Genomic DNA, 23,335 nt, shown 5'->3' with positions numbered 1-23,335 from the left:
ATGGAGAACGCTGATGCCTGCTGTGCAGGAGACGATCGATCGAGTTCGAAAGATCGATGTCGACCAGTATAAATACGGATTCCAGACCGAAATCGCGATGGACAAGGCCCCCAAGGGCCTGAGCGAAGACATTATCCGCTTCATTTCGGCGAAGAAGGACGAGCCGTCCTGGATGCTGGAATGGCGCCTGGAAGCCTATCGCCGCTGGCTGACGCTCGACGAGCCGAGATGGGCGCGCGTCCACTATCCCAGAATCGATTTCCAGGATCTCTACTATTACGCCGCACCCAAGAGCACGCCGGGTCCGACTTCGCTCAGCGAGGTCGATCCCGAACTGCTGAAAGTCTATGAGAAGCTCGGCATTCCGCTCATGGAGCAGGAGATCCTCGCCGGCGTGCAGAAGACCGATGCGTCGGAGTTCGAGGAAGCCAGCGACAATGTCTACAAGTCGGGCCGCGTTGCCGTCGATGCGGTGTTCGATTCCGTCTCGGTCGTCACCACCTTCAAGAAGGAGCTGGCGCAGGCCGGCGTCATCTTCTGCTCGATCTCGGAAGCGATCCGCGAACATCCGGAGCTGGTGAAGAAATATCTCGGCTCGGTCGTGCCGACCTCCGACAACTTCTACGCGACGCTGAATTCGGCCGTGTTCACCGACGGTTCCTTCGTCTTCGTGCCCAGGGGCGTGCGCTGCCCGATGGAACTGTCGACCTATTTCCGCATGAACGAGAAGAACACCGGCCAGTTCGAGCGCACGCTGATCATCGCCGAGGAGGGGGCTTACGTCTCCTATCTCGAAGGCTGCACGGCGCCCCAACGCGACGAGAATCAGCTCCATGCCGCGGTGGTCGAACTGATCGCGCTCGACGATGCCGAGATCAAATATTCAACGGTGCAGAACTGGTATCCCGGCGACGCCGAAGGCAAGGGCGGCATCTATAATTTCGTCACCAAGCGCGGCGACTGCCGCGGCCATCGTTCGAAGATTTCGTGGACGCAGGTCGAGACCGGCTCGGCTATCACCTGGAAATATCCGAGCTGCATCCTGCGCGGCGACGATTCCAGCGGCGAGTTCTATTCGATCGCCGTGTCGAACGGATATCAGCAGGTCGACAGCGGCACCAAGATGATCCATCTCGGCAAGAACACGTCGAGCCGCATCATCTCCAAGGGCATCGCCGCCGGTTTCTCGCAGAACACCTATCGCGGCCAGGTCTCGGCGCACCGCAAGGCGACCAACGCGCGCAACTTCACCAATTGCGACTCGCTCTTGATCGGCGACCAGTGCGGCGCGCACACCGTGCCCTACATGGAAGCCAAGAATTCGACGGCGCAGTTCGAGCACGAGGCCACTACCTCGAAGATTTCCGAGGACCAGAAGTTCTACGTCATGCAGCGCGGCATCCCCGAGGAAGAGGCGATCGCGCTGATCGTCAACGGCTTCGTCAAGGACGTCATCCAGCAGCTGCCGATGGAGTTCGCGGTCGAGGCGCAGAAACTGATCGGCATCAGCCTTGAGGGAAGCGTAGGATGACGAGCTCTGGCTTTGCGTTGGCATCTCTGAGCTTGGCACTGTCATCCTCGGATTTGGCGCCGTCATCTCCGGGATTTGCGCCGTCATCCTCGGATTTGGCGCCGTCGTCGCTGAGTTTTGCGCCGTCATCCTCGGGCCTCGCGCCATCGCCACTGAGTTTCGCGCCGTCATCCTCGGGCCTCGCGCCGTCATCCTCGGGCTTGTCCCGAGGATCTGCTGTCCAACAGAGATATGGCGCGATCCGTATTGAGAGGCCGGTAGATCCTCGGGACAAGCCCGAGGATGACGGCGCAAAGGTTAAGGATGACGGCGAGAAGTTCAGAGATAACGGCGCGGAGTTTAAGGACGACGGCGCCTTACGTCGGTCGTCTGCAGGAAAATGACCGGTTTCGTCTACATGATGTCGGATAAGCCGCGTGGAGTGATCTACATTGGTGTAACCAGTGATTTGCATGGGCGAGCGTGGGAACACCGTAACGATGTGCATCCAGGATTTACTTCGAAATACAAGGCGAAGAATCTGATCTGGTTCGAACAGCACCCGAATATCGTTCTCGCGATTCAGCGCGAAAAGTCCTTGAAGCGCTATCGCCGCGAATGGAAGATAAGTCTGATTGAAGGCCTAAACCCGACTTGGCTGGATTTGCATGAGAGCATTGACGATATTGAAAATACCTACCGGCCTCATCCGAATACTCGAATGTGGAGTGATTACAATTAAGAGGTCAACGGATGTTTAGGACGCCCGAACGCGAATCGGCTGAAAAACACATCTATCTGCGGGATCGGATGGACGGCTGGTCTGCGGGTCTAGAACTGGCGCTATGGTTCGGCGCGACGGGCGCTGCGTTGCTCGTCGCGGCCTATTCGCCGGATGGCTTTTGGCACGGGCTTTTGGAAACCTTGAAGCAGTTGTTAAATCGAGTTTAGCCAGGCAGACGGCTACGGATAGGACGAATGGAAATGCTTGAAATCAGAAACCTCCATGCCCGTATCGTCGATGACGGCACCGAGATCATCCGCGGCTTGAATCTTTCGGTGAAGGCCGGCGAGGTTGCGGCCATCATGGGGCCGAATGGCTCGGGAAAATCGACGCTGTCCTATATCCTCGCTGGCCGCGAGGACTATGAGGTCACCGAGGGCGACATCCTCTACAACGGCCAGTCGATCCTCGAAATGGATCCGGCCGAGCGCGCTAGCGCGGGCATCTTCCTCGCCTTCCAGTATCCGATGGAGATACCGGGCGTCGCGACGATGGAATTCCTGAAAGTGGCGATGAACGAGCAGCGCAAGGCGCGTGGCCAGGAACCGCTGAAAATCCCGGAATTCCTCAAGCGCGTGAAGGAAGCGGCCGCCTCGCTCAACATGGACATGGCGATGCTGAAGCGGCCGCTCAATGTCGGCTTTTCCGGCGGCGAGAAGAAGCGCGCCGAGATCCTGCAGATGAAGCTGCTCGAGCCGAAACTGTGTGTCCTCGACGAGACCGATTCCGGCCTCGACATCGATGCGCTGAAGATCGTCGCGGACGGCGTCAACACGCTGCGCTCGCCGGACCGGGCCATCGTCGTCATCACCCACTACCAGCGACTTCTCCAATACATCGTGCCGGATACGGTGCACGTGCTCTACAGGGGCCAGGTGATCAAGTCGGGCGACAAGTCGCTGGCGCTCGACCTCGAGGCCAATGGCTATGCCGGCGTGATCGGGCAAGCCGCGTGAGATGCCAGCAGGCCCGGAAGGCAAGCCAAACAAGGCGATACTGATGAATATGCACACGACACCCCAGCGAACATTGGCCGAAACGGCGCTGATCGACGCCTTCGGCGAGCGGCTGTCGCTGCTGCCCGGTGACGGCGCGGTGATGCTGAAGCGCGACGACGCCATCGAGGCGATCAAGAGCGGCCTGCCGACGCGGCGCATCGAATCCTGGCACTATACGGACCTGCGCCGGCTGCTGACTTCGGTGCCGGACTTCGATCCGGCAGCGGTCGCGAAAGCCATTGCGCCGATTGTCGAAGGCTCCAGCGTTTTGCCGGTGCTGAACGGCGTTTCGAGCGCGAAATGGGCTGCTGTCGAGGGCGTCACGGTCCAGCGCCTGTCGGAGAAGCTGACCGACGGCAGCGCAGCACCTGGGTTGGATTCCTATGGCAGCGACGACGCCATCGGCGCGCTGAACACTGCCTTTGTCGCCGACGGCTATTTCGTCGACATCGCCGACGGTGCCCAACTGGACAAGCCGGTCGAATTGCAGAATTTGCAGGCCGGTGGACAGACGCATGTACGCCTGGCCGTCCGCGTCGGTGCCGGCGCCAACGCCGTCATCGTCGAGCGCCAGGCGGGCGAAGGGGCGGCGCTGGTCAGTTCGGTCAGCCAGCTTGTGCTTGGCGAGGGCGCCAATGTGACATGGCTGGTCGTGCAGGAGCAGCCGGATACGGCAACGCATCTCGCCCAGTTCAAGGCGCATCTCGGCAAGAATTCGAAACTGACGCTGTTCGTGATGAATGCCGGCGGCAAGCTGGTGCGCCAGGAGGTCGTCGTGAAGACGACCGGCGAGGGCGCCGAATTCACGCTGCGCGGCATCAATCTGCTCGCCGGCGACACCCATACCGACGTCACCATGGTGCTCGACCACGCCGTGCCGCACACCGCGTCGACCGAAGTGATCCGTAACGTGGTGACCGGCAAGGCGCGCGGCGTCTTCCAGGGCCGCATCAACGTGCACCAGTATGCGCAGAAGACCAACGCCAAGATGGCCTGCAACACGCTGCTGTTGTCGGACGACGGCGAGTTCTCGACCAAGCCGGAGCTCGAAATCTTTGCCGACGACGTCGTCTGCGGCCATGGCGCGACCGTCACCGAGATCGACCGCAGCCATCTGTTCTACCTGATGGCGCGCGGCATCGACGAGAAGACCGCGCGCGGCTTGCTGGTCAAGGCCTTCGTCGCCGAGGTGATCGAGGAACTGGACGACGAGGCCATCGTCGAGGCGCTGGAAGCACGGCTCGACGAGTGGTTCGTGGCGCATGGGTGAGTGGCTCAAGACTCCGGCGTCATCCTCGGGCTTGTCCCGAGGATCTGCCGCGTGGACGAGGAACTGGCAAAATCCGAGGGCTAGTAGATCCTCGGGACAAGCCTGAGGATGACGGGTCGAGACGATGGACCAGAAAGTCGAAAACACCCCCTATAACGTCGAGGCGATCCGCCGCGACTTCCCGATCCTGTCGCGGCAAGTCTACGGCAAACCGCTGGTCTATCTCGACAATGGCGCCTCGGCGCAGAAGCCGCAGGCCGTGCTTGACGCCATCCAGCACGCCTATTCCCAGGAATACGCCAACGTCCACCGCGGCCTGCATTTCCTGTCCAATGCCGCGACCGACGCCTATGAGAACGCGCGCAAGATAGTGCAGAGATTTCTCAACGCGCCGAGCACCGACAACATCGTCTTCACCTCGAACACCACGGCGGCGATCAATACGGTCGCCTATGGTTTCGGCATGCCGAACATCGGCGAGGGCGAAGAGATCGTGCTGTCGATCATGGAGCATCATTCCAATATCGTGCCGTGGCATTTCATCCGCGAGCGGCAGGGGGCCAAGCTGGTCTGGGTGCCGGTCGATGATCTCGGCGTGTTCCACATCGAGGAATTCGAAAAGCGGCTGACAGAACGGACAAAGCTGGTCGCCATCACCCATATGTCGAATGCGCTGGGCACGGTGACGCCGATCAAGGAGATCGTGCGCATTGCGCACGCCCGCGGCATTCCGGTGCTTGTCGACGGCAGCCAGAGCGCCGTGCATATGCCGATCGACGTGCAGGATCTCGACTGCGATTTCTTCGTCTTCACCGGCCACAAGGTCTATGGCCCGTCGGGCATCGGCGTGCTCTACGGCAAGAAGGATATTCTGGAGCGCATGCGCCCGTTCATGGGCGGCGGCGAAATGATCGAGGAAGTGACGGAAGACATCGTCACCTACAACGACCCGCCGCACCGTTTCGAGGCCGGCACGCCGCCGATCGTGCAGGCGATCGGGCTTGGTGCTGCGCTGGAATACATGGAAAAGATCGGCCGCGAGCGCATCGCCGCGCATGAGGCCGATCTGAAGGATTACGCGCATCAGCGGCTGCGCGCTATCAACTCGCTGCGCATCTTTGGTGATGCGCCTGGCAAGGGCGCCATCATCTCGTTCGAGCTGCAGGGCATCCATGCGCATGACGTGTCGATGGTCATCGACCGCCAGGGCGTGGCCGTCCGCGCCGGCACGCATTGCGCCCAGCCGCTGTTGAAACGCTTCGGCGTAACATCCACATGCAGGGCGTCGTTCGGCATGTATAATACCAGGGCCGAAGTCGATGCTTTGGCCGATGCGCTGGAAAAAGCGCGAAAGTTCTTCGGGTGACGACATGGACGATGCCAGCCACACCGCCGAGACCAATTCGGAAGCGACGACCAATGCGGCGGTTTCCGGATCGACAATCCCCGCCGACGAACTGGCGCGGCTGACAGACGACATCGTCTCGGCGCTGAAGACGGTCTATGATCCGGAAATCCCGGCCGACATCTACGAACTCGGCCTCGTCTACAAGATCGACATCGAGGACGACCGCTCGGTCAAGATCGATATGACGCTGACCGCGCCGGGCTGCCCGGTGGCCGGCGAAATGCCGGGCTGGGTCGAAAATGCAGTCGGCGCCGTTGAAGGCGTTTCCGGCGTCGAGGTCAACATGACCTTCGACCCGCCCTGGTCGCCCGACCGCATGTCGGAAGAGGCGCAGGTGGCGGTGGGGTGGTACTAGCATCCGACCAGCCAGAGGCTGGCGCACTTGCGCCGGGTACAAAACTTCACCATTTTAGGTGAGGAATCATTCGGCAGGCCTTGAACCTGCGCGCAATGGAGAAGGAAAACATGGGACGCTTTGCCGTCATCACGATGACCGAAAAGGCTGCCTGCCGAGTGCGCGAGATCGTCGCGACCCGTGAGAATGCGCATGGCATTCGCCTGGGCATCAAGAAGGGTGGCTGCGCCGGCATGGAATATACGGTCGATCTGGTGACCGAACCGAACACCAAGGACGACCATATCGAGCGCGACGGCGCCCATGTCTATGTTGCGCCGGAGGCAGCCCTTTTCCTATTCGGCACCGAGATGGATTTCGAGCAGACGACGCTGCGTACCGGCTTCACCTTCCGCAATCCGAACCAGAGCTCGGCCTGCGGCTGCGGCGAATCGGTCGAGTTGAAGCCAGCCGATTTGAAGGCACTGGCCGAGGCGCGCGCTTCGGCTTGAGGCTTTTCCTTCTCCCCGTCACGGGGAGAAGGTGGCCCGAAGGGCCGGATGAGGGGTAGAACCAGCCTCCGCGATGTTTGCGCCGCCCTTCATCTGCCTGCCGGCATCTTCTCCCCGTAAACGGGGCGAAGAACGCTAATCCACCCACATCCCGGTTCGTTTGTGCCAGTCGGCGATCGACTCTTCCGGATAGACGTCGAAGACCTTGTCGCCCTTGCCAATGTCGGGCTCGACCCAGTTCGCCTTGTATTTCAGCATCAGATGCACCTTCTCCGGCGGCTTCGGCAGGTCGGTGTCGATCGCCGAGGCAAACGGATGCACCAGCTCCGGCCAGGTCGGGTCGTAGAGCCAGAGTGCCGTCCCGCATTTCGTGCAGAAGTTCCGCTCGCCCGTCGAGGTCTCGCGTTGCGGGTGCTCGTCGTCCTCGATCTCGGCGCGGTAGACGCCGAGATTGCGCTTGCCCTCGATTTTCAGCGTCTCGTAATCGGCGCCGAGATTGATGGCAAAACCGCCGCCGCCCTGCTGCTTGCGGCAGATCGAGCAGTAGCACAGCATGAACGGCACAGGCGTGTGGCTTTCCACCTCGAAACGCACGGCATTGCACCGGCAGGACCCTTTGAGCAGAAGCGGCATGAGAAACTCCGACGAAATTTGATTCTGAACTTGTCAGGATGGTGCCGGTTGCGTCGATGACAAGGGGAAATCCGGGTGACATGATCGCGGCATGGGCAACGAGCGCATAGAAGAACTTTTCGAAGGCCTAGGCCGGGTGAGCATCCGCGGGATGTTCGGCGGCAAGGGCATCTATTTCGACGGCGTCATCGTGGCGATCGTCCTTCGCGGCGAATTGATGCTGAAGGCCGACGCGGAAAGCGCGCCGGAATTCGAAGCGGCCGGCTGCACGCAGTGGACCTACACCGGCTCACGGCACGGCAAGCTGGTATCGATGCCGTATTGGAGCGTTCCCGACAGCGCTTTCGACGATCCCGACGAGATGGCGATCTGGTCGCGCCGAGCCTATGAGGCGGGACGGCGCGCCGGGAAGTGATGCGGCGACGCTCTGGCGGCGCGGATAACTCTTCGGAAACGCCGGAGGGGCAGCACCCCCTCTGTCCGGCAGGACAGAGGGGGGTGGGTGGGAACTCGACAGAGCAGAGCCAAGTCGACCTCACGCCAGGTCGCGCGCGTCGGGCACGAGCGCCAGCGCCTCGGCAAAGCCAGCGCTGGTGAAGGCGGTGCTCTCGATGGCGAGCGCCGCGGCGGCGACGCCTTCACCCAGCGCTTCGCGCAGCGTCAGGCCACGCAGCAGGGCGGCGATCGTGGCGCCGGCCAATGCGTCGCCGGCGCCGGCAGCATCGGTCCGTTTTTGTGGCAGCGGCGGTGGCGAGATCGAGAACGCGCCCAATTCGTCGAAACCGAGCACCGGTCCGTCGCCGGCGGTGACCACGCCGCCCTTCAGGCCGGCGCGTCTCAGGCCGTCGACAACGCCTTGATCGTCAGCATCGATGTCAGGGCCGGCGAGCACGCCGGCCTCGTGCCGGTTCATGAAGGCCATCGCCAGACGGTCGAGCACCGGCGTCAGCCGCGCCGCTTTGCTGGGCGAGACGGCGAGCGCAAAGACCGGCGTGCCGGCGGCGAGTGCCGCCAGCCGCTCAACCGCGGTCGACGGCAGGTTTGCATCGCACAGCACCGCGTCGGCCGAACCGATCGCTTCCCGCACCTTGGCGCGGCGGATCTGCTTGGGGAGCGCCAGTTCGTAGAGCACCATGTCGGCAAGGCCGGCGATCAGCTCGCCGTCCCTATCGAACAGCATCGTATGGCTTGGCGTTGTCCGGTCGAGGAACACCGCCGACAAATCGGCAATGCCGGCCTCGGCGACGGCGCGTAGAACCGTGTCGCCTAAGGCATCGCCGCCGCGCACCGAAAGCAGCGAGGCCGAGGCGCCGCGCCGCACTGCACAGCGCAAGGCGTTGAAGACGGCACCGCCGACATGCTCGCGCATCGTGCCGGGGTTGGAAGCGGCCGGCACGAAGGCGCCGGCAACCCGGCCGCGCCGCTCGATATAGGCGCCGCCCACGGCCAGGATGGTCGGGGATTTCATCATGCCGGCAAAATGCCCTTAGCTGTTGCCCGGGAGGAGACTAGGTCGCCGGGCGGAACCCTGCAATCGCGGGTCCCGATTCGGATGGTGACGGCGACGGCGCCGCATGCGAGGTGAGACACATCCGGAAGCAAAATTGCGAAACAAAAATAGAACAAAAACGGATATCCATTGTTTTTCAAACCTTTGGCGCTCATTGACAAATGAGAACAAATGAGGTACATTCTTTTAAGGATCGCGGGATTGTCCGGCCTCCATTGACGACCACGGGGTGATGTATCATGGCTCAGAATTCTTTGCGGCTTGTAGAGGACAAAGCGGTGGACAAATCAAAGGCTCTGGATGCGGCGCTGTCGCAAATCGAGCGTGCCTTCGGCAAGGGCTCGATCATGCGGCTCGGCGCGAACGAGCAGGTCGTCGAGATCGAAACGGTGCCGACCGGCTCGCTTGGCCTGGATATTGCGCTTGGCGTCGGCGGCCTGCCGCGCGGCCGCATCGTCGAGATCTACGGGCCGGAAAGCTCGGGCAAGACGACGCTGGCGCTGCACACGGTGGCCGAAGCCCAGAAGAAGGGCGGCATCTGCGCCTTCGTCGATGCCGAGCACGCGCTCGACCCGGTCTATGCCCGCAAGCTCGGCGTCGATCTCGAAAACCTGCTGATCTCGCAGCCCGATACCGGCGAGCAGGCGTTGGAGATCTGCGACACGCTGGTGCGCTCCGGCGCCATCGACGTGCTGGTCGTCGATTCGGTGGCGGCGCTGACGCCGCGGGCGGAAATCGAAGGCGAGATGGGCGATTCGCTGCCCGGCCTGCAGGCCCGTCTGATGAGCCAGGCACTGCGCAAGCTCACCGCCTCGATCTCGCGCTCCAACACCATGGTCATCTTCATCAACCAGATCCGCATGAAGATCGGCGTCATGTTCGGTTCGCCCGAGACGACGACCGGCGGCAATGCGTTGAAATTTTATGCCTCGGTTCGCCTCGACATCCGCCGCATTGGCTCGGTCAAGGATCGCGACGAGGTCGTCGGCAACCAGACCCGCGTCAAGGTCGTCAAGAACAAGCTGGCGCCGCCTTTCAAGGTGGTCGAGTTCGACATCATGTATGGCGAGGGCGTCTCCAAGACCGGCGAGCTGGTCGATCTCGGCGTCAAGGCCGGCGTGGTCGAAAAGTCGGGCGCCTGGTTCTCCTACAATTCGCAGCGTCTTGGCCAGGGCCGCGAAAACGCAAAGCTGTTCCTGCGCGACAATCCCGACACGGCGCGCGAGATCGAGCTGGCGCTGCGGCAGAATGCCGGGCTGATCGCCGAGAAATTCCTTGAAAACGGCGGCTCCGAAAGCAGCGACGACGGCTTCGAAGACGACGCTGGGGTAATGTAGGGTAAGAGACGTCTCGCGGAGCATCAGACAGGTTTGGATTTGATGTTTTGATTCTGAGTTTGCGTAATCGATGCGTTTCGAACCGCCGGCTCCGTGCCGGCGGTTGGCGTTTGACGGCGAGGCAGATGCATTTCAAAGGCGCTGGTGAAAGCCGGGATTTGAGCCCATTTGGTGTTTCTGGACAGGCTGCGGTGCGACCGCTAAAAGGCCATGTCTATTTTCCGCCGGCAGCCGGCGGTTCTCTCGAAAAGGCAGTATTCATGAGTGGCGTCAACGAGATCCGGTCGGCATTTCTCGACTATTTTCGCAAGGAAGGTCACGAGGTCGTCGCGTCGAGCCCGCTGGTGCCGCGCAACGACCCGACGCTGATGTTCACCAATGCCGGCATGGTGCAGTTCAAGAACGTTTTCACCGGTCTGGAGAAGCGGCCTTATTCGCGCGCCACGACCGCCCAGAAGAGTGTTCGCGCCGGCGGCAAGCACAACGACCTCGACAATGTCGGCTACACTGCGCGCCACCTGACCTTCTTCGAGATGCTCGGCAATTTCTCCTTCGGCGACTATTTCAAGGAGCGGGCCATAGAGCTTGCCTGGAACCTGATCACCAGGGAATTCGGGCTGAAGAAGGACAAGCTGCTGGTCACCGTCTATCACACCGACGACGAGGCCGCCTCCTACTGGAAGAGGATTGCCGGCTTTTCCGACGATCGCATCATCCGCATCGCGACTTCGGACAATTTCTGGGCAATGGGCGACACCGGGCCTTGCGGGCCGTGTTCGGAGATATTCATCGACCGTGGCGAGCATATCTGGGGCGGCCCTCCCGGCAGCCCCGAGGAGGATGGCGATCGTTTCCTCGAATTCTGGAACCTGGTCTTCATGCAGTATGAACAGGTCACGAAGGACGAGCGCGTCGACCTGCCGCGTCCGTCGATCGACACGGGCATGGGCCTCGAGCGCATGGCCTCCATCCTGCAAGGGGTTGAAAGCGTCTTCGAAACCGATCTGTTCCGCCACCTGATCGACGCTGCATCGTCGGCGCTTGGCAAAGGTCCGGATGCGGACACCGTCGCATCGTTCCGCGTCATCGCCGACCATTTGCGTTCGTCCTGCTTCCTGGTCGCCGACGGCGTGCTGCCGTCAAACGAAGGCCGCGGCTACGTGCTTCGTCGCATCATGCGCCGTGCCATGCGCCACGCGCAGTTGCTCGGCGCCCGCGATCCGCTGATGTGGCGCCTGGTGCCGGCGCTGGTCCGCGAGATGGGCCAAGCCTACCCGGAACTGGTGCGCGGTGAACAGATGATCACCGAGACGCTGAAGCTGGAGGAAACTCGTTTCCGCAAGACGCTGGTACGCGGCTTAGGCTTGCTTTCGGAGGCGACGGAAAAGCTGGTCTCCGGCGACATGCTGGATGGCGAGACAGCGTTCAAGCTCTACGACACGTATGGCTTTCCGCTCGATCTGACGCAGGACGCGCTGCGCCAGCGCAACATCTCGGTCAACCTTGCCGGCTTCACCGAGGCGATGGAGCGGCAAAAGGCGGAGGCGCGCAAAAGCTGGGCCGGTTCCGGTGAGGCCGCAACCGAGACGGTATGGTTCGCGGTGCGTGAGGAGAACGGCGCCACCGAATTCCTGGGCTATGAGACCGAGCAGGCCGAAGGCCTCATCCAGGCGCTGGTCAGGGACGGCAAGACCGTCGACAGTGCCGGCAAGGGCGACGCCGTTGCCATCGTTGTCAACCAGACGCCGTTCTACGGCGAGTCCGGTGGCCAGATGGGCGATACCGGCGTCATTTCGGGTGACGGGTTCTCGATCGAGATATCCGATACCCAGAAGAAGGCCGATGGGCTTTTCGTCCATCTCGGCAAGGTGGCCAATGGCACCGTCAAGACGGGCGCGACCGTCGAGCTGAAGGTGGACCACGCGCGCCGCTCCAGGCTGCGCGCGAACCATTCCGCCACGCATCTGATCCATGAGGCGCTGCGCGAGGTGCTGGGTACCCATGTCGCGCAGAAGGGCTCGCTGGTCGCGCCCGAGCGTCTGCGCTTCGACATCTCGCACAACAAGCCGATCTCGCCGGACGAGCTCGAAGAGGTTGAGCGCATGGCAAACGAGATCGTCGTTCAGAATAGCCCAGTAACCACGCGCCTGATGTCGGTCGACGACGCCATTGCCGAAGGCGCCATGGCGCTGTTTGGCGAGAAATATGGCGATGAAGTGCGCGTCGTTTCGATGGGCACGGGCTTGCATGGCGCCAAGGCCAACCGGCCCTATTCGGTCGAGCTATGCGGCGGTACCCATGTCAGGGCGACCGGCGATATCGGTCTGGTGCGCGTCGTGTCGGACAGTGCGGTCGCTGCCGGCGTGCGCCGCATCGAGGCGTTGACCGGCGAGGCCGCCAGAAAGCATCTCGACGAACAGGACAAACGGCTGAAGGCCGCCGCCGCCGCGCTGAAGATTTCGCCGGCCGATGTACCGGCCCGCGTCGAGGCGCTGCTCGACGAGCGCAAGAAGCTCGAAAAGGAACTGACAGAGGCGCGCAAGAAGCTGGCACTGGGCGATCGCTCGCCAGCGGGTGTGCCTGCGGAAAACGAAACCATTGCCGGTGTCGGTTTTCTAGGCAAGGCGGTATCGGGCGTCTCGCCAAAGGATCTTAAGCCGTTGGCCGATGCCGGCAAGAAGTCGCTCGGCTCCGGCATCGTCGTCTTTGTCGGCGCCGGCGAGGACAACAAGGCGAGCGTCGTCGTCGCCGTCACCGATGATCTGACCGGCCGCTTCAGCGCCATCGATCTGGTGCGCGTCGCGTCGGCGGCGTTGGGCGGGCAGGGCGGCGGCGGGCGACCCGATATGGCTCAGGCCGGCGGCCCGGACGCCTCGAGGGCCGAAGACGCGATCGCTGCGGTGAAAGCGGCTCTCGAAGCGGCATGAACCTGCACCGGGGGCGGCACGGCCTAAATGGCGCGCCGCCCAGCGGATATCTTTGAGGGCCGATATGCCGACGCTGACGATGTATCAGGTCGATGCCTTTGCCGAACGGGCCTTCCAGGGCAACCCTGCCGCCGTTCTCCTTTTGGAGGAGTGGCTGTCGGAGCAGGTAATGCAGGCCATTGCCAACGAAAACAATCTTGCTGAAACGGCGTTTGTGCGGCCGAATGGCAGAGGTTGGGATTTGCGCTGGTTCACGCCGGTCTATGAAGTCGACTTCTGCGGCCATGCCACTCTTGCGGCCGCCCATGTGCTGGCTACGGAATACAATGGGCAGGGCGAAATGGCCTTCGCCACCCGGGTGGGCGAGCTGCGGGTTTCCCGGCAGGAAGGGGCCTATCAGCTCGATCTGCCGTGTTTTCCGCCGCAGCCCATCGAGGAAGAGCTGAACTCGGCGCTGCAAACGATATTGCCTCAGCGGCCGGTTGCGAGCTTCCGCAATTTCGAGAACCTGTTTGTCGAGCTTGCCGACGAGACAACCGTGCGATCTTTCGTTCCCGATCTGCTCAGGATCGGAGCCTTTCATCCTCTCGGCCTGGTTATTACCGCACCTGCGCGAGCCCACGATTTCGTCTCGCGTTATTTCGTGCCCGGGGCGGGCATTCCCGAGGATCCGGTAACCGGCTCCATTCATGCGACATTGGTGCCCTACTGGGCTGAAAAACTCGGCAAGACGCGTCTGTCGGCATTCCAATGCTCGCAGCGCGGCGGGCATTTGCTATGCGAGCTGGCCGGAGATCGCGTGCTGATCACAGGCCGTGCGAAGACCTTCATGAAGGCGGAGATTTACCTCCCCGATTGAGCGGCTTGGCTCGGGTTCCTCGCCCCCACGAAGTTGGGGGGAGGTGGCCGCGAAGTGGCCGGAGAGGGGGCCTGCGCCATCAGACGAAAAGAAAGCCTGTGTCGGACATATGCAAGACGTTCGAGGAGGGGTGCCGAATTCCCCTCTCCGTCTCGGCTTCGCCGAGCCACCTCTCCCCGCAAGCGGGCGAGGAACCCAGGTCGTGCGAAGTTGCCGCGCCTCGCGGCGGTCTCACTCTGCCTTTTCGGTCTTAGCAAAACTCTCGCGTCCGACGATGCGCGCATACCAATCCCGAATATCGGCAAACTCGGCCAGCAGTTTTCGCCCCTCGGCCACCTTGACGAAATAGCCGATGATTGGCGCCGCGTGCAGGTCGGCCAGCGTCAGGTCCGTTCCCAACAGCCAAGGCCCTTCGGCTTTCAGCGAAGAGAGCGCCTGCAATGCCGTTCTCGCCTGCCTCAACCCGTTGGCGATCACGGCTTCGTCGGGCGGCGTTTTTTCCAGCCGCTCGACGGCGACATCCCAGACCATGGCTTTGTAAGCATAGGCGTCGAGCAGGCCGGCGTTTTGGTTCATGCGTGCTCGAGGCCGGACTTCGACCGGTTGCAGCGCCGGGCCGTCAAAGGCTTCATCGACATAACGGGCAATCGCGCCGGTCTCGTAGAGGCGAAAGCCGTCATGCTCGAAGGCCGGGATGCGGCCGAAGGGCTGGTGCTCGAAATACCAGCCGGGAATGCCGTCCGCCGCAAAGATGTCGACGGGAACGAGCTCGTAGCCGACGCCCTTTTCCTCGAGCACCAGCCGGACGATGCGCACATAGACGCTGTAATCCGCGCCGTAAACGACGGGCTTGCCCATGTCGGTTGGGCTCAGGCCATCGCTTTCTGCAAATTCTCGTCGATCTTGTCGAGGAAGCCGGTGGTCGAAAGCCATGGCTGGTCGGGGCCGATCAGCAGCGACAGGTCCTTGGTCATGAAGCCGGACTCGACCGTCTGGATACAGACCTTTTCCAGGGTCTCGGCAAAGCGCTTCAGTTCGGCATTGTCGTCGAGCTTGGCGCGATGCGCGAGGCCGCGCGTCCAGGCGAAGATCGAAGCGATCGAATTGGTCGAGGTCTCCTCGCCCTTCTGGTGCTGGCGATAGTGGCGGGTAACGGTGCCGTGCGCGGCCTCCGCCTCGACGGTCTTGCCGTCCGGCGTCATCAGCACCGAGGTCATCAGGCCGAGTGAGCCGAAGCCTTGCGCCACCGTGTCGGACTGCACGTCGCCGTCATAATTCTTGCAGGCCCAGACATAGCCACCCGACCATTTCAGGCTGGAGGCCACCATGTCGTCGATCAGCCGGTGCTCGTACCAGAGCTTCTTCGCTTTGAATTCCGCTTCGAACTCCGCCTCGTAGACCTCCTGGAAGATGTCCTTGAAGCGGCCGTCATAGGCCTTAAGGATGGTGTTCTTGGTCGAGAGGTAGACCGGGTAATTGCGCAGCAAGCCGTAGTTCAGCGAGGCGCGGGCGAATTCGCGGATCGATTCGTCGAGATTGTACATGGCCATGGCGACGCCGGCGCCGGGTGCGTCGAACACATCGTGCTCGATCGCCTGGCCGTCCTCGCCGACGAATTTGATCGTCAGCTTGCCTTTGCCGGGGAAGCGGAAGTCGGTGGCGCGGTACTGGTCGCCGAAAGCGTGGCGGCCGACGATGATCGGTTTGGTCCAGCCGGGCACCAGCCGCGGCACGTTCTTCATGATGATCGGCTCGCGAAAGATGGTGCCGCCGAGGATGTTGCGGATGGTGCCGTTCGGCGACTTCCACATCTTCTTCAGCTTGAATTCCTCGACGCGCTGCTCGTCGGGTGTGATCGTCGCGCATTTCACCCCGACGCCGTATTTCTTGATGGCATTGGCCGAATCGATGGTCACCTGGTCGTTGGTGGCGTCGCGATGCTCGATACCGAGGTCGTAATATTCGAGCTTGAGGTCGAGATAAGGGTGGATCAGCTTGTCCTTGATGAACTGCCAGATGATGCGGGTCATCTCGTCGCCGTCGAGTTCGACGACCGGGTTCGCCACCTTGATCTTCGCCATGGAAAGAATGCCTCGCTTTTGGGGAACGGAAGGGCCTTGCCCGCACGGCTGCCGACCCTGGAATGCGGCCCGTATATCAAAGGCTTTTTGGCCGCGCAAACGGCGAACCGCGCCGTAGTGCCGGCATTCCTTGCGAAAGCTTCATTTTCGTAGCCAAATGTGGCAGGGACTGCGAAATGCCGCAAACAGCAGTTCACTGACAACCCATGTCCGCTACCCAGGATCCCAATACCCCTCTTGCCTCCGGAACTCCAGCGTCCGGACCGGCGATCATCCTGGTCGAGCCGCAGCTCGGCGAGAATATCGGCATGGTTGCGCGCGGCATGGCCAATTTCGGCCTTGCCGAGCTGCGGCTCGTCAATCCGCGCGACGGCTGGCCGAGCGAGAAGGCGCGTGCCGCCGCAAGCCGCGCCGACCATGTCATCGATGCCGTCAAGGTGTTCGACGACCTGGCTTCGGCGGTTGCCGATTTGAACTTCGTCTTCGCCACCACGGCGCGCGCGCGCGACAATTTCAAGCCGGTGCGCGGTCCGGTCGAGGCGGGCAGGGCGCTGCGGGCGCGGCAGCGGGCCGGCCAGCGCACCGGCATCCTGTTCGGCCGCGAGCGCTTCGGCCTCTATAATGACGAGGTCGGCCTCGCCGACGAGATCGTCACCTTCCCCGTCGACCCAGCCTTCTCCTCGCTCAACATCGCCCAGGCGGCCCTGCTGATGACCTATGAATGGGTGAAGTCCGGCCTGGAAGACGAGACCAGGACCAACTTCTCCGGCCCGGAAATGGCGCCGGCTGCCAAGGAAGAATTGCACGGCCTGTTTGCGTATCTGGAAGGTGCACTGGAGGCGCGCGGCTATTTCCGCCCGGCAGCGAAGAAGCCGAAGATGGTCGACAATTTGCGCGCCGTGCTGACCCGCCCCGGCTTTGCAGAACCGGAGCTCAAGGTGCTGCGCGGCATAATATCATCGCTGGACAGGTTCTCGCCGGCCATGCCGCGCGGCGACGGCTCCCCCGGCGACGACCCAAGACGATTGCCCGCGGCAGCCGCGGCACGCGCCCGCAAGACGGAAGCGGATCGCAACAAGCTACATGAAGCCGCCGGCGGCGATGAGGACGCGGCGGCGCTCGGCGGAAAGGGCACCGACAATGACTGAGCGGCCGATCCTGATGTTCGATTCCGGCATTGGCGGCCTCACCGTGCTGCGTGAGGCGCGCGTCCTGATGCCGGACCGCCGCTTCATCTATGTCGCCGACGACGCGGCCTTTCCCTTCGGCGCGTGGGAGGAGCCGGCGCTGAGGGCACATATACTGGAGCTGTTCGGTAAGCTGCTCGACCGATTTTCACCGGCCATTTCGGTCATCGCCTGCAACACCGCCTCGACACTGGTCATCGATGCATTGCGCGAGAGGTTTCCCGGCCACCCTTTCGTTGGGACGGTGCCGGCCATCAAGCCGGCGGCGGAACGCACGCGCTCAGGCCTGGTTTCGGTGCTGGCGACGCCCGGCACCGTCAAGCGCCAGTACACGCGTGATCTGATCAGCAAATGGGCGCAGAAATGCCACGTCCGCCTGGTCGGCAGCGACAGGCTGGCGGGATTGGCCGAGGCCTATATGCGCGATGGTTTTGTCGACGAGGACGCCGTGCGCGCCGAGATCGCGCCGTGCTTCGTCGAGCATGACGGGCTACGCACCGACATCGTCGTGCTTGCGTGCACGCATTATCCTTTTTTGGCCAATCGCATGCGCAAGACAGCACCTTGGCCGGTCGACTGGTTGGACCCGGCCGAGGCGATCGCACGCCGGGCGCTGTCGCTGCTTGCCGATACCGAGGCCGCTTATCGCCGAGAAGTACTGCCGGAAGGCGTCGACCTTGCGTTCTTCACCTCGAACAGCGCCGATTTTCCGACGCGCCGGCTGATGCAGGGATTTGGCTTGGCGATATCTTGACCGCAAGCAATCGTCGCTTTGGGAACATCACACCAGACAATGCGTTTTCCTTTCATCGGAAACGGGAGAAACCATCATGCCAGCCACCTCAAAAGCCCAGCAGAAAGCGGCCGGCGCGGCATTGTCAGCCAAGCGCGGCGAGACCAAGAAGGGCGCGCTCAAAGGCGCCTCGAAGGGAATGTATAAGTCCATGAGCGAAAAACAGCTCGAGGAATTCGCCGAGACCAAGCGCAAGGGCCTGCCGGAAAAGAAGTCGAAACACTGATTCCGGTCACATGGAAGCTTTTCTGGCGGCCAATGCCGGTTTCAAAAAGCCCGCGATGGGCTTACCGCGGGCTCTGATGGGTCCTTTATTCCACTTGGAAGGCCGAAGCCGGCTCAGTAAATCCAGTGGCAGCGCTGCCCTTGTAGCGAATGACGTGGCGATAGCCATGCCGCCACACAACCTTGCGCTTCACCACCACGCGGCAGACCTGTCTGTGGCCGTGCCAATGCCGGGCCTACGCCGGCTCCGGCGCGACCGCCATCGTGCCGGCCATCACCGCGGCTCCTATCAACGTAAGGAAGAACTTCTTCATGCGAATTCCAGCTCCTTTGACTTCAGTCCCTTCCTGATGCCGCCGGCGCAACCTCCCGCCACATCCGGCAGGCTCTACAACCCTGACACTACCCGGTTCGGCGAGCCGCGCCAGCCAGAAGCTTGACAGCGGTTAAATCTCCGTTTAACCAGCCCACCAACACCGGGCCGCAATGCCCGGTGGTTTTCTTTATGTGCGCAAGACGTTTGGGAAGCCGGTTTTACTTTCCTTATGTCTTGTCTGAAATGACGTGTCCCGTGGGTTTTCCGTCGCGTTGCGTGGAAAACCCTGTCAGGTCTCGAAAACGGAGGCCAGAGGAGGGCGCGTTTCCTTCACCCGGACCATGAGGTTCCGGGTGTGTTGTTTTGAAAGGGAATGCGATGAGCAAGCGCGAATCCGCGAAGTACAAGATCGACCGCCGTCTCGGCGAAAACATCTGGGGCCGCCCGAAGTCCCCGGTCAACAAGCGTGAATACGGTCCCGGCCAGCATGGCCAGCGCCGCAAGGGCAAGCTTTCCGATTTCGGCCTGCAGCTGCGCGCCAAGCAGAAGCTGAAGGGCCACTATGGCGACGTTTCGGAGAAGCAGTTCCGCAAGGTCTACGAAGAGGCGGACCGCCGCAAGGGCGATACCTCGGAGAACCTGATCGGCCTGCTCGAATCGCGGCTCGACGCGGTCGTCTATCGCGCCAAGTTCGTGCCGACGATCTTTGCGGCGCGCCAGTTCGTCAATCATGGCCACGTCAACGTCAACGGCAAGCGCGTCAACATCGGCTCGTACCGCTGCAAGCCGGGCGACGTCATCGAAGTGCGTGAGAAGTCGAAGCAGCTGGTCATCGTGCTGGAATCGGTGGGCCTGGCCGAGCGCGACGTGCCCGATTACATCGAGGCCGACCACAACAAGATGACCGCGGCCTTCACACGCATCCCCGGCCTGGCGGACGTTCCGTTTGCCGTGCAGATGGAACCGAACCTCGTCGTCGAATTCTATTCGCGCTGATCGGCGCGTTCGTTGCGATACAAGAAAAGGCCGCTCGTCGAGGCGGCCTTTTCTTTTTTCGTTCTTTTTTCCGAAATCAATTTCGATTTTCGGTCCGATGCGCTACTGCGGGCGGCAACAGGACCTTAGGGCCGACGCGCAGTGAATATGCAGCCAGACGCCGAAACGCTCGAACCGGTCGCCGAAGCCGAAGGCGGCTTTCATCCGCTGTTTGCCGATGTGCCATCCTCCGTCGAGTTCAACAAGCTGCGCAAACGGCTGTTGCGGCTTGCCCGCCAGGCGATCGACGATTTCTCCATGGTGAGACCCGGCGACCGTTGGCTGGTCGCTCTGTCGGGCGGCAAGGATTCCTACGGCCTACTTGCCGTACTGCTCGATCTCAAATGGCGCGGGCTGCTGCCGGTCGAGCTGTTGGCCTGCAATCTCGACCAGGGCCAGCCGAACTTTCCCAAGCACATATTGCCCGATTATCTCGATGGACATGCCATTCCGCATCGCATCGAATATCAGGACACCTATTCGGTGGTCACCGACAAGCTGGCCGAGGGCAGCACCTATTGCTCGCTATGCTCGCGGCTGCGGCGCGGCCATCTCTATCGAATTGCCCGCGAGGAGGGCTGCTCGGCGCTGGTGCTCGGCCACCACCGCGAGGACATACTGGAAACCTTCTTCATGAACCTGTTCCATGGCGGGCGCCTCGCCGCCATGCCGCCGAAGCTGCTCAACGACGAAGGCGATGTCATGGTGCTGCGGCCGCTCGCCTATTGCGCGGAAGCCGATCTCGAGAAATTCGCCGGCGCCATGAAATTCCCGATAATTCCGTGCGATCTGTGCGGTAGCCAGGAAGGCCTGCAGCGCAACGCCATGAAGGCGATGCTCGACGACATCGAGAAGCGCATGCCCGGCCGCAAGGATACGATGATCCGCGCCATGAGCAATGTGCGGCGCTCGCATCTGCTCGACAGGACGCTGTTCGATTTCGCCGCCCTCAACGACGCTCTTAATGCAAAGCAAGACGGTCCCCATGACGTTTGACGACAGCGCGATCGACTGGCTTGCCGACCTTCTGTCGGACGCCGCCGTCGCCGAGATCATGCCGCGCTTTCGCCGATTGAGCGAGGGCGACGTCCGCCGGAAGACCTCGGCCGCCGATCTTGTGACCGAGGCCGACGTGAATGCCGAACGGCTCATCACCGCTAGGCTGCGCCAGCGTTATCCTCACGCAATGATCGTCGGTGAGGAAGCCTGCTCCGACGACCCGACGCTGCTCGACGGTCTCGGCGATGCCGAACTCGCCTTCGTCGTCGACCCGGTCGACGGCACCTTTAACTTCGCCTCCGGCGTGCCGCTGTTCGGCGTCATGCTTGGCGTCGTGGTCAAGGGCGAGACGGTCGCCGGCATCATTCACGATCCCGTTGGCAAGGATTGGCTGATCGGTGTTCGCGGCGCCGGCAGCCATATCCGCCATGCCCATGGCAATCTGGAAAAGGTCCACGTCGCCAAACCGGCGCCGATGTCGGAAATGACCGGCGCGGTCTCATGGCACTATGTGCCCGAGCCGGACCGCTCACGTTTGGCGCGCAACCAGACCAAGTCGCTATCGCAGTTCAACTATCGCTGCGCCGCCCACGAATACCGCCTGCTGGCCAGCGGCCACGGCCATTTCGTCGTCTACAACAAGCTGATGCCCTGGGACCATCTGGCCGGCGTGCTGATCCATGCGGAGGCCGGCGGCCATGCCGCGCGCTTCGACGGCAGCGCCTATCTGCCATCGCATGTCGGAGGTGGCCTACTGGTCGCGCCGGACCGGGAAAGCTGGCGAGAGCTGCGCCGCGAGCTCTGGGCGGAATAACTCTTCGCTGCCAAAGTTGTCCAATCTTGTGCGAAACCGGAGACCTCGAATGAAACCTCGGTCCGCAATTGTTGCAACGGCCTTTGCCCTTGCCTTGGCTGCCGGTGTCAATGAAGCAAGATCTGGGGAACGCGCATGTCGCAGTCCCGACCCCGTCGACACCATAGACGAGATGTTCTCCGCGATCATCGCCTGTTGGAAGCCGCCGCCCGGAACCGCGGGCATGACCCTGACGCTGCAGTTCTCAATTCGCCGAAACGGCACGCTTATTGGCAAGCCGCGCGCCACTTACTCCCATCTAGGGGACGATGGCTCGCTCAACCGGGCCTTCGTGGCTTCCGTCCTCGAGGCGCTCGACAAGGCTCTTCCATTGCCCGTTTCGGACAGCATGGGTGGAGCAATCGCAGGACGTACGCTGTTCCCTCGCTTCACCGCGGTCAGTGAGGGTGCATCCTAGGCGCGCCCGGCAATGTGCATTAAACCGGCGGGTTATGCGGCTGGAATAGTCTGCCGCGCTCGGCCAGGAGGATCATCAGCAGCGCCGCCACCGACACGCTGCAGAACCCGGCGGCCAGCGGCGTCACCGTGCCGTTGAAGGCTTGGCCGATCAGCGTGCCGAGGATGCCGCCAAGAAATGTCTGCATGAACCCGAGGATCGACGACGCAGTGCCGGCCAGGTGCCCCAGCGGCTCCATGGCGAGCGCGTTGAAGTTCGCGCCCAGCGCGCCGAACGGGACCATGGCGCAGGCAAAGAAGGCAATGAAGAGCCAGAGCGGCATCTTCATTTCGATGGAAACGACCAGCCAGACAAGACTGATGGCCAGAAACAGCAGCAGCGCGCTTTGCGACAGACGGCGCATGCCGATCCGGCCCACGAGGCGCGAATTGAGGTAGTTCGAAAAAGCAAGCACGCCGGCAACCCCCGCGAAGATGACCGGGAACATCTCGCCGACATTGAACACGCTGACAAAGATCTGCTGGGCCGAGGCGATGAAGCCGAACATGGCGCCGAAGATGAAGGTGCTGGCGAAGGCGTAGCAGAGCGCGATGCGATTGGTGAGAACGATGCGGAAGCCGCCGATGATGGAGGACACCGTCAGCGGCCGGCGATATTCTGGGTGCAGCGTCTCGGGCAGGCGCAGCAGCGACCAGGCGGACACGATCAGCGCTCCGGCTGCCATGGTGACGAAGATCACATGCCAGGTCGCAAACAGCATGATGAACTGGCCGATACTAGGCGCCACCACCGGAATGGCCATGAACACCATGAAGATCAAGGACATGACTTCAGCCATGCGCCTTCCGTCGAACGTATCGCGCACGATCGAGACGGCAATGACGCGCGTCGCCGCCGCGCCGATGCCTTGCACGGCCCGGCATAGCAGAAGCGTGGCGAATGACGGGGCGATTGCCGCAGCGCCGGCCGCCACGACGTAGATCACCAGCCCTGCGACAAGAGGTGCGCGGCGCCCGAAGCGGTCCGAGATCGGCCCGAAGAACAGCTGTCCGCCGCCAAAGCCAAGGATATAGGCGGTGACCACATATTGCCGGTGGTTTTCATTTTCGACGCCAAGGGAGGCGCCGATCTGCTGCAGCGCCGGCAGCATGATATCAATGGCCAGCGAATTGAGCGCCATCAGCGCCGCGCACAGCGCAATGAATTCCCAGCGCGGAATGGGCAAGGTGCTTGCCTTTTGCTGCGCTTGTGCTTGCTGATCCACGGCCAGTCCGATCCTCAAACGAAAATGCGCCGGCGTGCCGACGCATCCATTCGTTCATCGCCCCGATCGCGGGCAGAACTTT

At 62.2% G+C, this 23,335-nt stretch carries 25 protein-coding genes; 20 read left to right on the top strand and 5 right to left on the bottom strand.

Going from position 1 to position 23,335, the window contains the following annotated elements; translation table 11 throughout:
* Positions 1-13 precede the first annotated feature (13 nt).
* From sufB to sufA, 8 genes are all read left to right on the top strand, one after another.
* Entirely contained in the window at positions 14-1,531 is a 1,518-nt protein-coding gene (sufB, locus tag AC0L2P_RS11125) for a Fe-S cluster assembly protein SufB (protein WP_473501256.1), read from the top strand.
* 379 nt (positions 1,532-1,910) lie between these two features.
* Entirely contained in the window at positions 1,911-2,252 is a 342-nt protein-coding gene (locus tag AC0L2P_RS11120; RefSeq protein WP_473501255.1) for a GIY-YIG nuclease family protein, read from the top strand.
* 11 nt (positions 2,253-2,263) lie between these two features.
* Positions 2,264-2,461, top strand: a complete 198-nt coding sequence (locus tag AC0L2P_RS11115; protein WP_473501254.1) for a hypothetical protein — start codon at positions 2,264-2,266, stop codon at positions 2,459-2,461.
* A 33-nt stretch (positions 2,462-2,494) separates the two neighbouring features.
* Positions 2,495-3,250 carry a Fe-S cluster assembly ATPase SufC gene (gene sufC / locus AC0L2P_RS11110; protein WP_473501253.1) on the top strand — a complete coding sequence of 252 codons (756 nt, stop codon included), beginning with the start codon at positions 2,495-2,497 and terminating at the stop codon, positions 3,248-3,250.
* Between the two features lie 43 nt (positions 3,251-3,293).
* Complete coding sequence (gene sufD / locus AC0L2P_RS11105) at positions 3,294-4,562, top strand: Fe-S cluster assembly protein SufD (RefSeq protein WP_473501252.1); 1,269 nt, start codon at positions 3,294-3,296, stop codon at positions 4,560-4,562.
* Between the two features lie 124 nt (positions 4,563-4,686).
* Positions 4,687-5,928, top strand: coding sequence for a cysteine desulfurase (locus AC0L2P_RS11100; RefSeq protein ID WP_473501251.1), 1,242 nt, complete (start codon positions 4,687-4,689; stop codon positions 5,926-5,928).
* 4 nt (positions 5,929-5,932) lie between these two features.
* On the top strand, positions 5,933-6,325 hold the full coding sequence (locus AC0L2P_RS11095) for an SUF system Fe-S cluster assembly protein (RefSeq protein WP_352474719.1): 393 nt from the start codon (positions 5,933-5,935) through the stop codon (positions 6,323-6,325).
* Between the two features lie 110 nt (positions 6,326-6,435).
* Positions 6,436-6,816, top strand: coding sequence for a Fe-S cluster assembly scaffold SufA (gene sufA / locus AC0L2P_RS11090; protein ID WP_473501250.1), 381 nt, complete (start codon positions 6,436-6,438; stop codon positions 6,814-6,816).
* A gap of 135 nt (positions 6,817-6,951) precedes the next feature.
* Here sufA and AC0L2P_RS11085 read toward each other — a convergent pair whose 3' ends face one another.
* Positions 6,952-7,449 carry a GFA family protein gene (locus tag AC0L2P_RS11085; protein ID WP_473501249.1) on the bottom strand — a complete coding sequence of 166 codons (498 nt, stop codon included), beginning with the start codon at positions 7,447-7,449 and terminating at the stop codon, positions 6,952-6,954.
* Positions 7,450-7,540: 91 nt separating this feature from the next.
* Here AC0L2P_RS11085 and AC0L2P_RS11080 point away from each other — a divergent pair, with 91 nt between their 5' ends.
* Positions 7,541-7,864, top strand: a complete 324-nt coding sequence (locus tag AC0L2P_RS11080) for a TfoX/Sxy family protein (protein ID WP_473501248.1) — start codon at positions 7,541-7,543, stop codon at positions 7,862-7,864.
* Between the two features lie 120 nt (positions 7,865-7,984).
* On the opposite strand, the gene AC0L2P_RS11075 is transcribed toward AC0L2P_RS11080, so the two are convergent.
* Positions 7,985-8,920: a carbohydrate kinase family protein gene (locus AC0L2P_RS11075; protein ID WP_473501247.1), complete on the bottom strand. Its 936-nt coding sequence runs from the start codon at positions 8,918-8,920 to the stop codon at positions 7,985-7,987.
* Positions 8,921-9,198: 278 nt separating this feature from the next.
* On the opposite strand from AC0L2P_RS11075, the gene recA reads away from it, so the two are divergent.
* The 3 genes from recA to AC0L2P_RS11060 all read left to right on the top strand — a co-directional run bounded on the left by recA (position 9,199) and on the right by AC0L2P_RS11060 (position 14,082).
* Positions 9,199-10,296: a recombinase RecA gene (gene recA / locus AC0L2P_RS11070; RefSeq protein ID WP_023674696.1), complete on the top strand. Its 1,098-nt coding sequence runs from the start codon at positions 9,199-9,201 to the stop codon at positions 10,294-10,296.
* A 260-nt stretch (positions 10,297-10,556) separates the two neighbouring features.
* Positions 10,557-13,223 (top strand): alanine--tRNA ligase, encoded by a 2,667-nt coding sequence (alaS, locus tag AC0L2P_RS11065; protein ID WP_473501378.1) that lies wholly within the window; start codon positions 10,557-10,559, stop codon positions 13,221-13,223.
* Positions 13,224-13,287: 64 nt separating this feature from the next.
* Positions 13,288-14,082, top strand: a complete 795-nt coding sequence (locus tag AC0L2P_RS11060) for a PhzF family phenazine biosynthesis protein (RefSeq protein ID WP_473501246.1) — start codon at positions 13,288-13,290, stop codon at positions 14,080-14,082.
* A 231-nt stretch (positions 14,083-14,313) separates the two neighbouring features.
* Here AC0L2P_RS11060 and AC0L2P_RS11055 read toward each other — a convergent pair whose 3' ends face one another.
* Positions 14,314-14,940, bottom strand: a complete 627-nt coding sequence (locus tag AC0L2P_RS11055; RefSeq protein ID WP_473501245.1) for a glutathione S-transferase family protein — start codon at positions 14,938-14,940, stop codon at positions 14,314-14,316.
* 11 nt (positions 14,941-14,951) lie between these two features.
* On the bottom strand, positions 14,952-16,163 hold the full coding sequence (locus tag AC0L2P_RS11050; protein ID WP_473501244.1) for an NADP-dependent isocitrate dehydrogenase: 1,212 nt from the start codon (positions 16,161-16,163) through the stop codon (positions 14,952-14,954).
* Between the two features lie 206 nt (positions 16,164-16,369).
* Here AC0L2P_RS11050 and AC0L2P_RS11045 point away from each other — a divergent pair, with 206 nt between their 5' ends.
* The 8 genes from AC0L2P_RS11045 (at position 16,370) to AC0L2P_RS11010 (ending at position 21,989) form a co-directional block, all read left to right on the top strand.
* A complete protein-coding gene (locus AC0L2P_RS11045; RefSeq protein ID WP_473501243.1) occupies positions 16,370-17,311 on the top strand; it encodes an RNA methyltransferase in 942 nt (313 codons plus the stop codon).
* The gene (murI, locus tag AC0L2P_RS11040) at positions 17,304-18,104 is read left to right on the top strand and encodes a glutamate racemase (protein ID WP_473501242.1); all 801 of its coding nucleotides are present in this window, start codon (positions 17,304-17,306) and stop codon (positions 18,102-18,104) included. Before AC0L2P_RS11045 ends, murI begins: the two co-directional genes overlap by 8 nt.
* A 76-nt stretch (positions 18,105-18,180) precedes the next feature.
* Positions 18,181-18,369, top strand: coding sequence for a DUF3008 family protein (locus AC0L2P_RS11035; RefSeq protein WP_023674705.1), 189 nt, complete (start codon positions 18,181-18,183; stop codon positions 18,367-18,369).
* Between the two features lie 10 nt (positions 18,370-18,379).
* Positions 18,380-18,808 (top strand): hypothetical protein, encoded by a 429-nt coding sequence (locus AC0L2P_RS11030; protein ID WP_473501241.1) that lies wholly within the window; start codon positions 18,380-18,382, stop codon positions 18,806-18,808.
* A 254-nt stretch (positions 18,809-19,062) separates the two neighbouring features.
* On the top strand, positions 19,063-19,680 hold the full coding sequence (gene rpsD / locus AC0L2P_RS11025; RefSeq protein WP_023717376.1) for a 30S ribosomal protein S4: 618 nt from the start codon (positions 19,063-19,065) through the stop codon (positions 19,678-19,680).
* Between the two features lie 147 nt (positions 19,681-19,827).
* Entirely contained in the window at positions 19,828-20,715 is an 888-nt protein-coding gene (gene ttcA / locus AC0L2P_RS11020) for a tRNA 2-thiocytidine(32) synthetase TtcA (RefSeq protein ID WP_473501377.1), read from the top strand.
* Positions 20,705-21,532, top strand: coding sequence for an inositol monophosphatase family protein (locus tag AC0L2P_RS11015; protein WP_473501240.1), 828 nt, complete (start codon positions 20,705-20,707; stop codon positions 21,530-21,532). The genes ttcA and AC0L2P_RS11015 overlap by 11 nt, the downstream gene beginning before the upstream one ends.
* A 49-nt stretch (positions 21,533-21,581) precedes the next feature.
* On the top strand, positions 21,582-21,989 hold the full coding sequence (locus AC0L2P_RS11010; RefSeq protein WP_473501239.1) for a hypothetical protein: 408 nt from the start codon (positions 21,582-21,584) through the stop codon (positions 21,987-21,989).
* 19 nt (positions 21,990-22,008) lie between these two features.
* Here the strand turns inward: AC0L2P_RS11010 and AC0L2P_RS11005 are convergent, their stop codons facing one another.
* On the bottom strand, positions 22,009-23,208 hold the full coding sequence (locus AC0L2P_RS11005; RefSeq protein ID WP_473501376.1) for a multidrug effflux MFS transporter: 1,200 nt from the start codon (positions 23,206-23,208) through the stop codon (positions 22,009-22,011).
* Positions 23,209-23,335 lie beyond the last annotated feature (127 nt).

Source organism: Mesorhizobium sp. WSM4836, assembly GCF_055811815.1.
This window is presented reverse-complemented; position numbering and strand designations above follow the sequence as displayed.

What these genes read in the sequence shown, in the direction of transcription:
- recA (WP_023674696.1), top strand. Translation starts at nt 9,199, where the DNA reads ATGGCTCAGAATTCTTTGCGGCTTGTAGAGGACAAAGCGGTGGACAAA.
- sufB (WP_473501256.1), top strand. Translation starts at nt 14, where the DNA reads ATGCCTGCTGTGCAGGAGACGATCGATCGAGTTCGAAAGATCGATGTC.
- AC0L2P_RS11050 (WP_473501244.1), bottom strand. Translation starts at nt 16,163, where the DNA reads ATGGCGAAGATCAAGGTGGCGAACCCGGTCGTCGAACTCGACGGCGAC.
- AC0L2P_RS11075 (WP_473501247.1), bottom strand. Translation starts at nt 8,920, where the DNA reads ATGATGAAATCCCCGACCATCCTGGCCGTGGGCGGCGCCTATATCGAG.
- AC0L2P_RS11080 (WP_473501248.1), top strand. Translation starts at nt 7,541, where the DNA reads ATGGGCAACGAGCGCATAGAAGAACTTTTCGAAGGCCTAGGCCGGGTG.
- AC0L2P_RS11060 (WP_473501246.1), top strand. Translation starts at nt 13,288, where the DNA reads ATGCCGACGCTGACGATGTATCAGGTCGATGCCTTTGCCGAACGGGCC.
- sufC (WP_473501253.1), top strand. Translation starts at nt 2,495, where the DNA reads ATGCTTGAAATCAGAAACCTCCATGCCCGTATCGTCGATGACGGCACC.
- AC0L2P_RS11035 (WP_023674705.1), top strand. Translation starts at nt 18,181, where the DNA reads ATGCCAGCCACCTCAAAAGCCCAGCAGAAAGCGGCCGGCGCGGCATTG.
- murI (WP_473501242.1), top strand. Translation starts at nt 17,304, where the DNA reads ATGACTGAGCGGCCGATCCTGATGTTCGATTCCGGCATTGGCGGCCTC.
- AC0L2P_RS11010 (WP_473501239.1), top strand. Translation starts at nt 21,582, where the DNA reads ATGAAACCTCGGTCCGCAATTGTTGCAACGGCCTTTGCCCTTGCCTTG.
- AC0L2P_RS11030 (WP_473501241.1), top strand. Translation starts at nt 18,380, where the DNA reads ATGGAAGCTTTTCTGGCGGCCAATGCCGGTTTCAAAAAGCCCGCGATG.
- rpsD (WP_023717376.1), top strand. Translation starts at nt 19,063, where the DNA reads ATGAGCAAGCGCGAATCCGCGAAGTACAAGATCGACCGCCGTCTCGGC.
- sufA (WP_473501250.1), top strand. Translation starts at nt 6,436, where the DNA reads ATGGGACGCTTTGCCGTCATCACGATGACCGAAAAGGCTGCCTGCCGA.
- ttcA (WP_473501377.1), top strand. Translation starts at nt 19,828, where the DNA reads ATGCAGCCAGACGCCGAAACGCTCGAACCGGTCGCCGAAGCCGAAGGC.
- AC0L2P_RS11100 (WP_473501251.1), top strand. Translation starts at nt 4,687, where the DNA reads ATGGACCAGAAAGTCGAAAACACCCCCTATAACGTCGAGGCGATCCGC.
- AC0L2P_RS11095 (WP_352474719.1), top strand. Translation starts at nt 5,933, where the DNA reads ATGGACGATGCCAGCCACACCGCCGAGACCAATTCGGAAGCGACGACC.
- AC0L2P_RS11115 (WP_473501254.1), top strand. Translation starts at nt 2,264, where the DNA reads ATGTTTAGGACGCCCGAACGCGAATCGGCTGAAAAACACATCTATCTG.
- sufD (WP_473501252.1), top strand. Translation starts at nt 3,294, where the DNA reads ATGAATATGCACACGACACCCCAGCGAACATTGGCCGAAACGGCGCTG.
- AC0L2P_RS11055 (WP_473501245.1), bottom strand. Translation starts at nt 14,940, where the DNA reads ATGGGCAAGCCCGTCGTTTACGGCGCGGATTACAGCGTCTATGTGCGC.
- alaS (WP_473501378.1), top strand. Translation starts at nt 10,557, where the DNA reads ATGAGTGGCGTCAACGAGATCCGGTCGGCATTTCTCGACTATTTTCGC.
- AC0L2P_RS11120 (WP_473501255.1), top strand. Translation starts at nt 1,911, where the DNA reads ATGACCGGTTTCGTCTACATGATGTCGGATAAGCCGCGTGGAGTGATC.
- AC0L2P_RS11015 (WP_473501240.1), top strand. Translation starts at nt 20,705, where the DNA reads ATGACGTTTGACGACAGCGCGATCGACTGGCTTGCCGACCTTCTGTCG.
- AC0L2P_RS11045 (WP_473501243.1), top strand. Translation starts at nt 16,370, where the DNA reads ATGTCCGCTACCCAGGATCCCAATACCCCTCTTGCCTCCGGAACTCCA.
- AC0L2P_RS11085 (WP_473501249.1), bottom strand. Translation starts at nt 7,449, where the DNA reads ATGCCGCTTCTGCTCAAAGGGTCCTGCCGGTGCAATGCCGTGCGTTTC.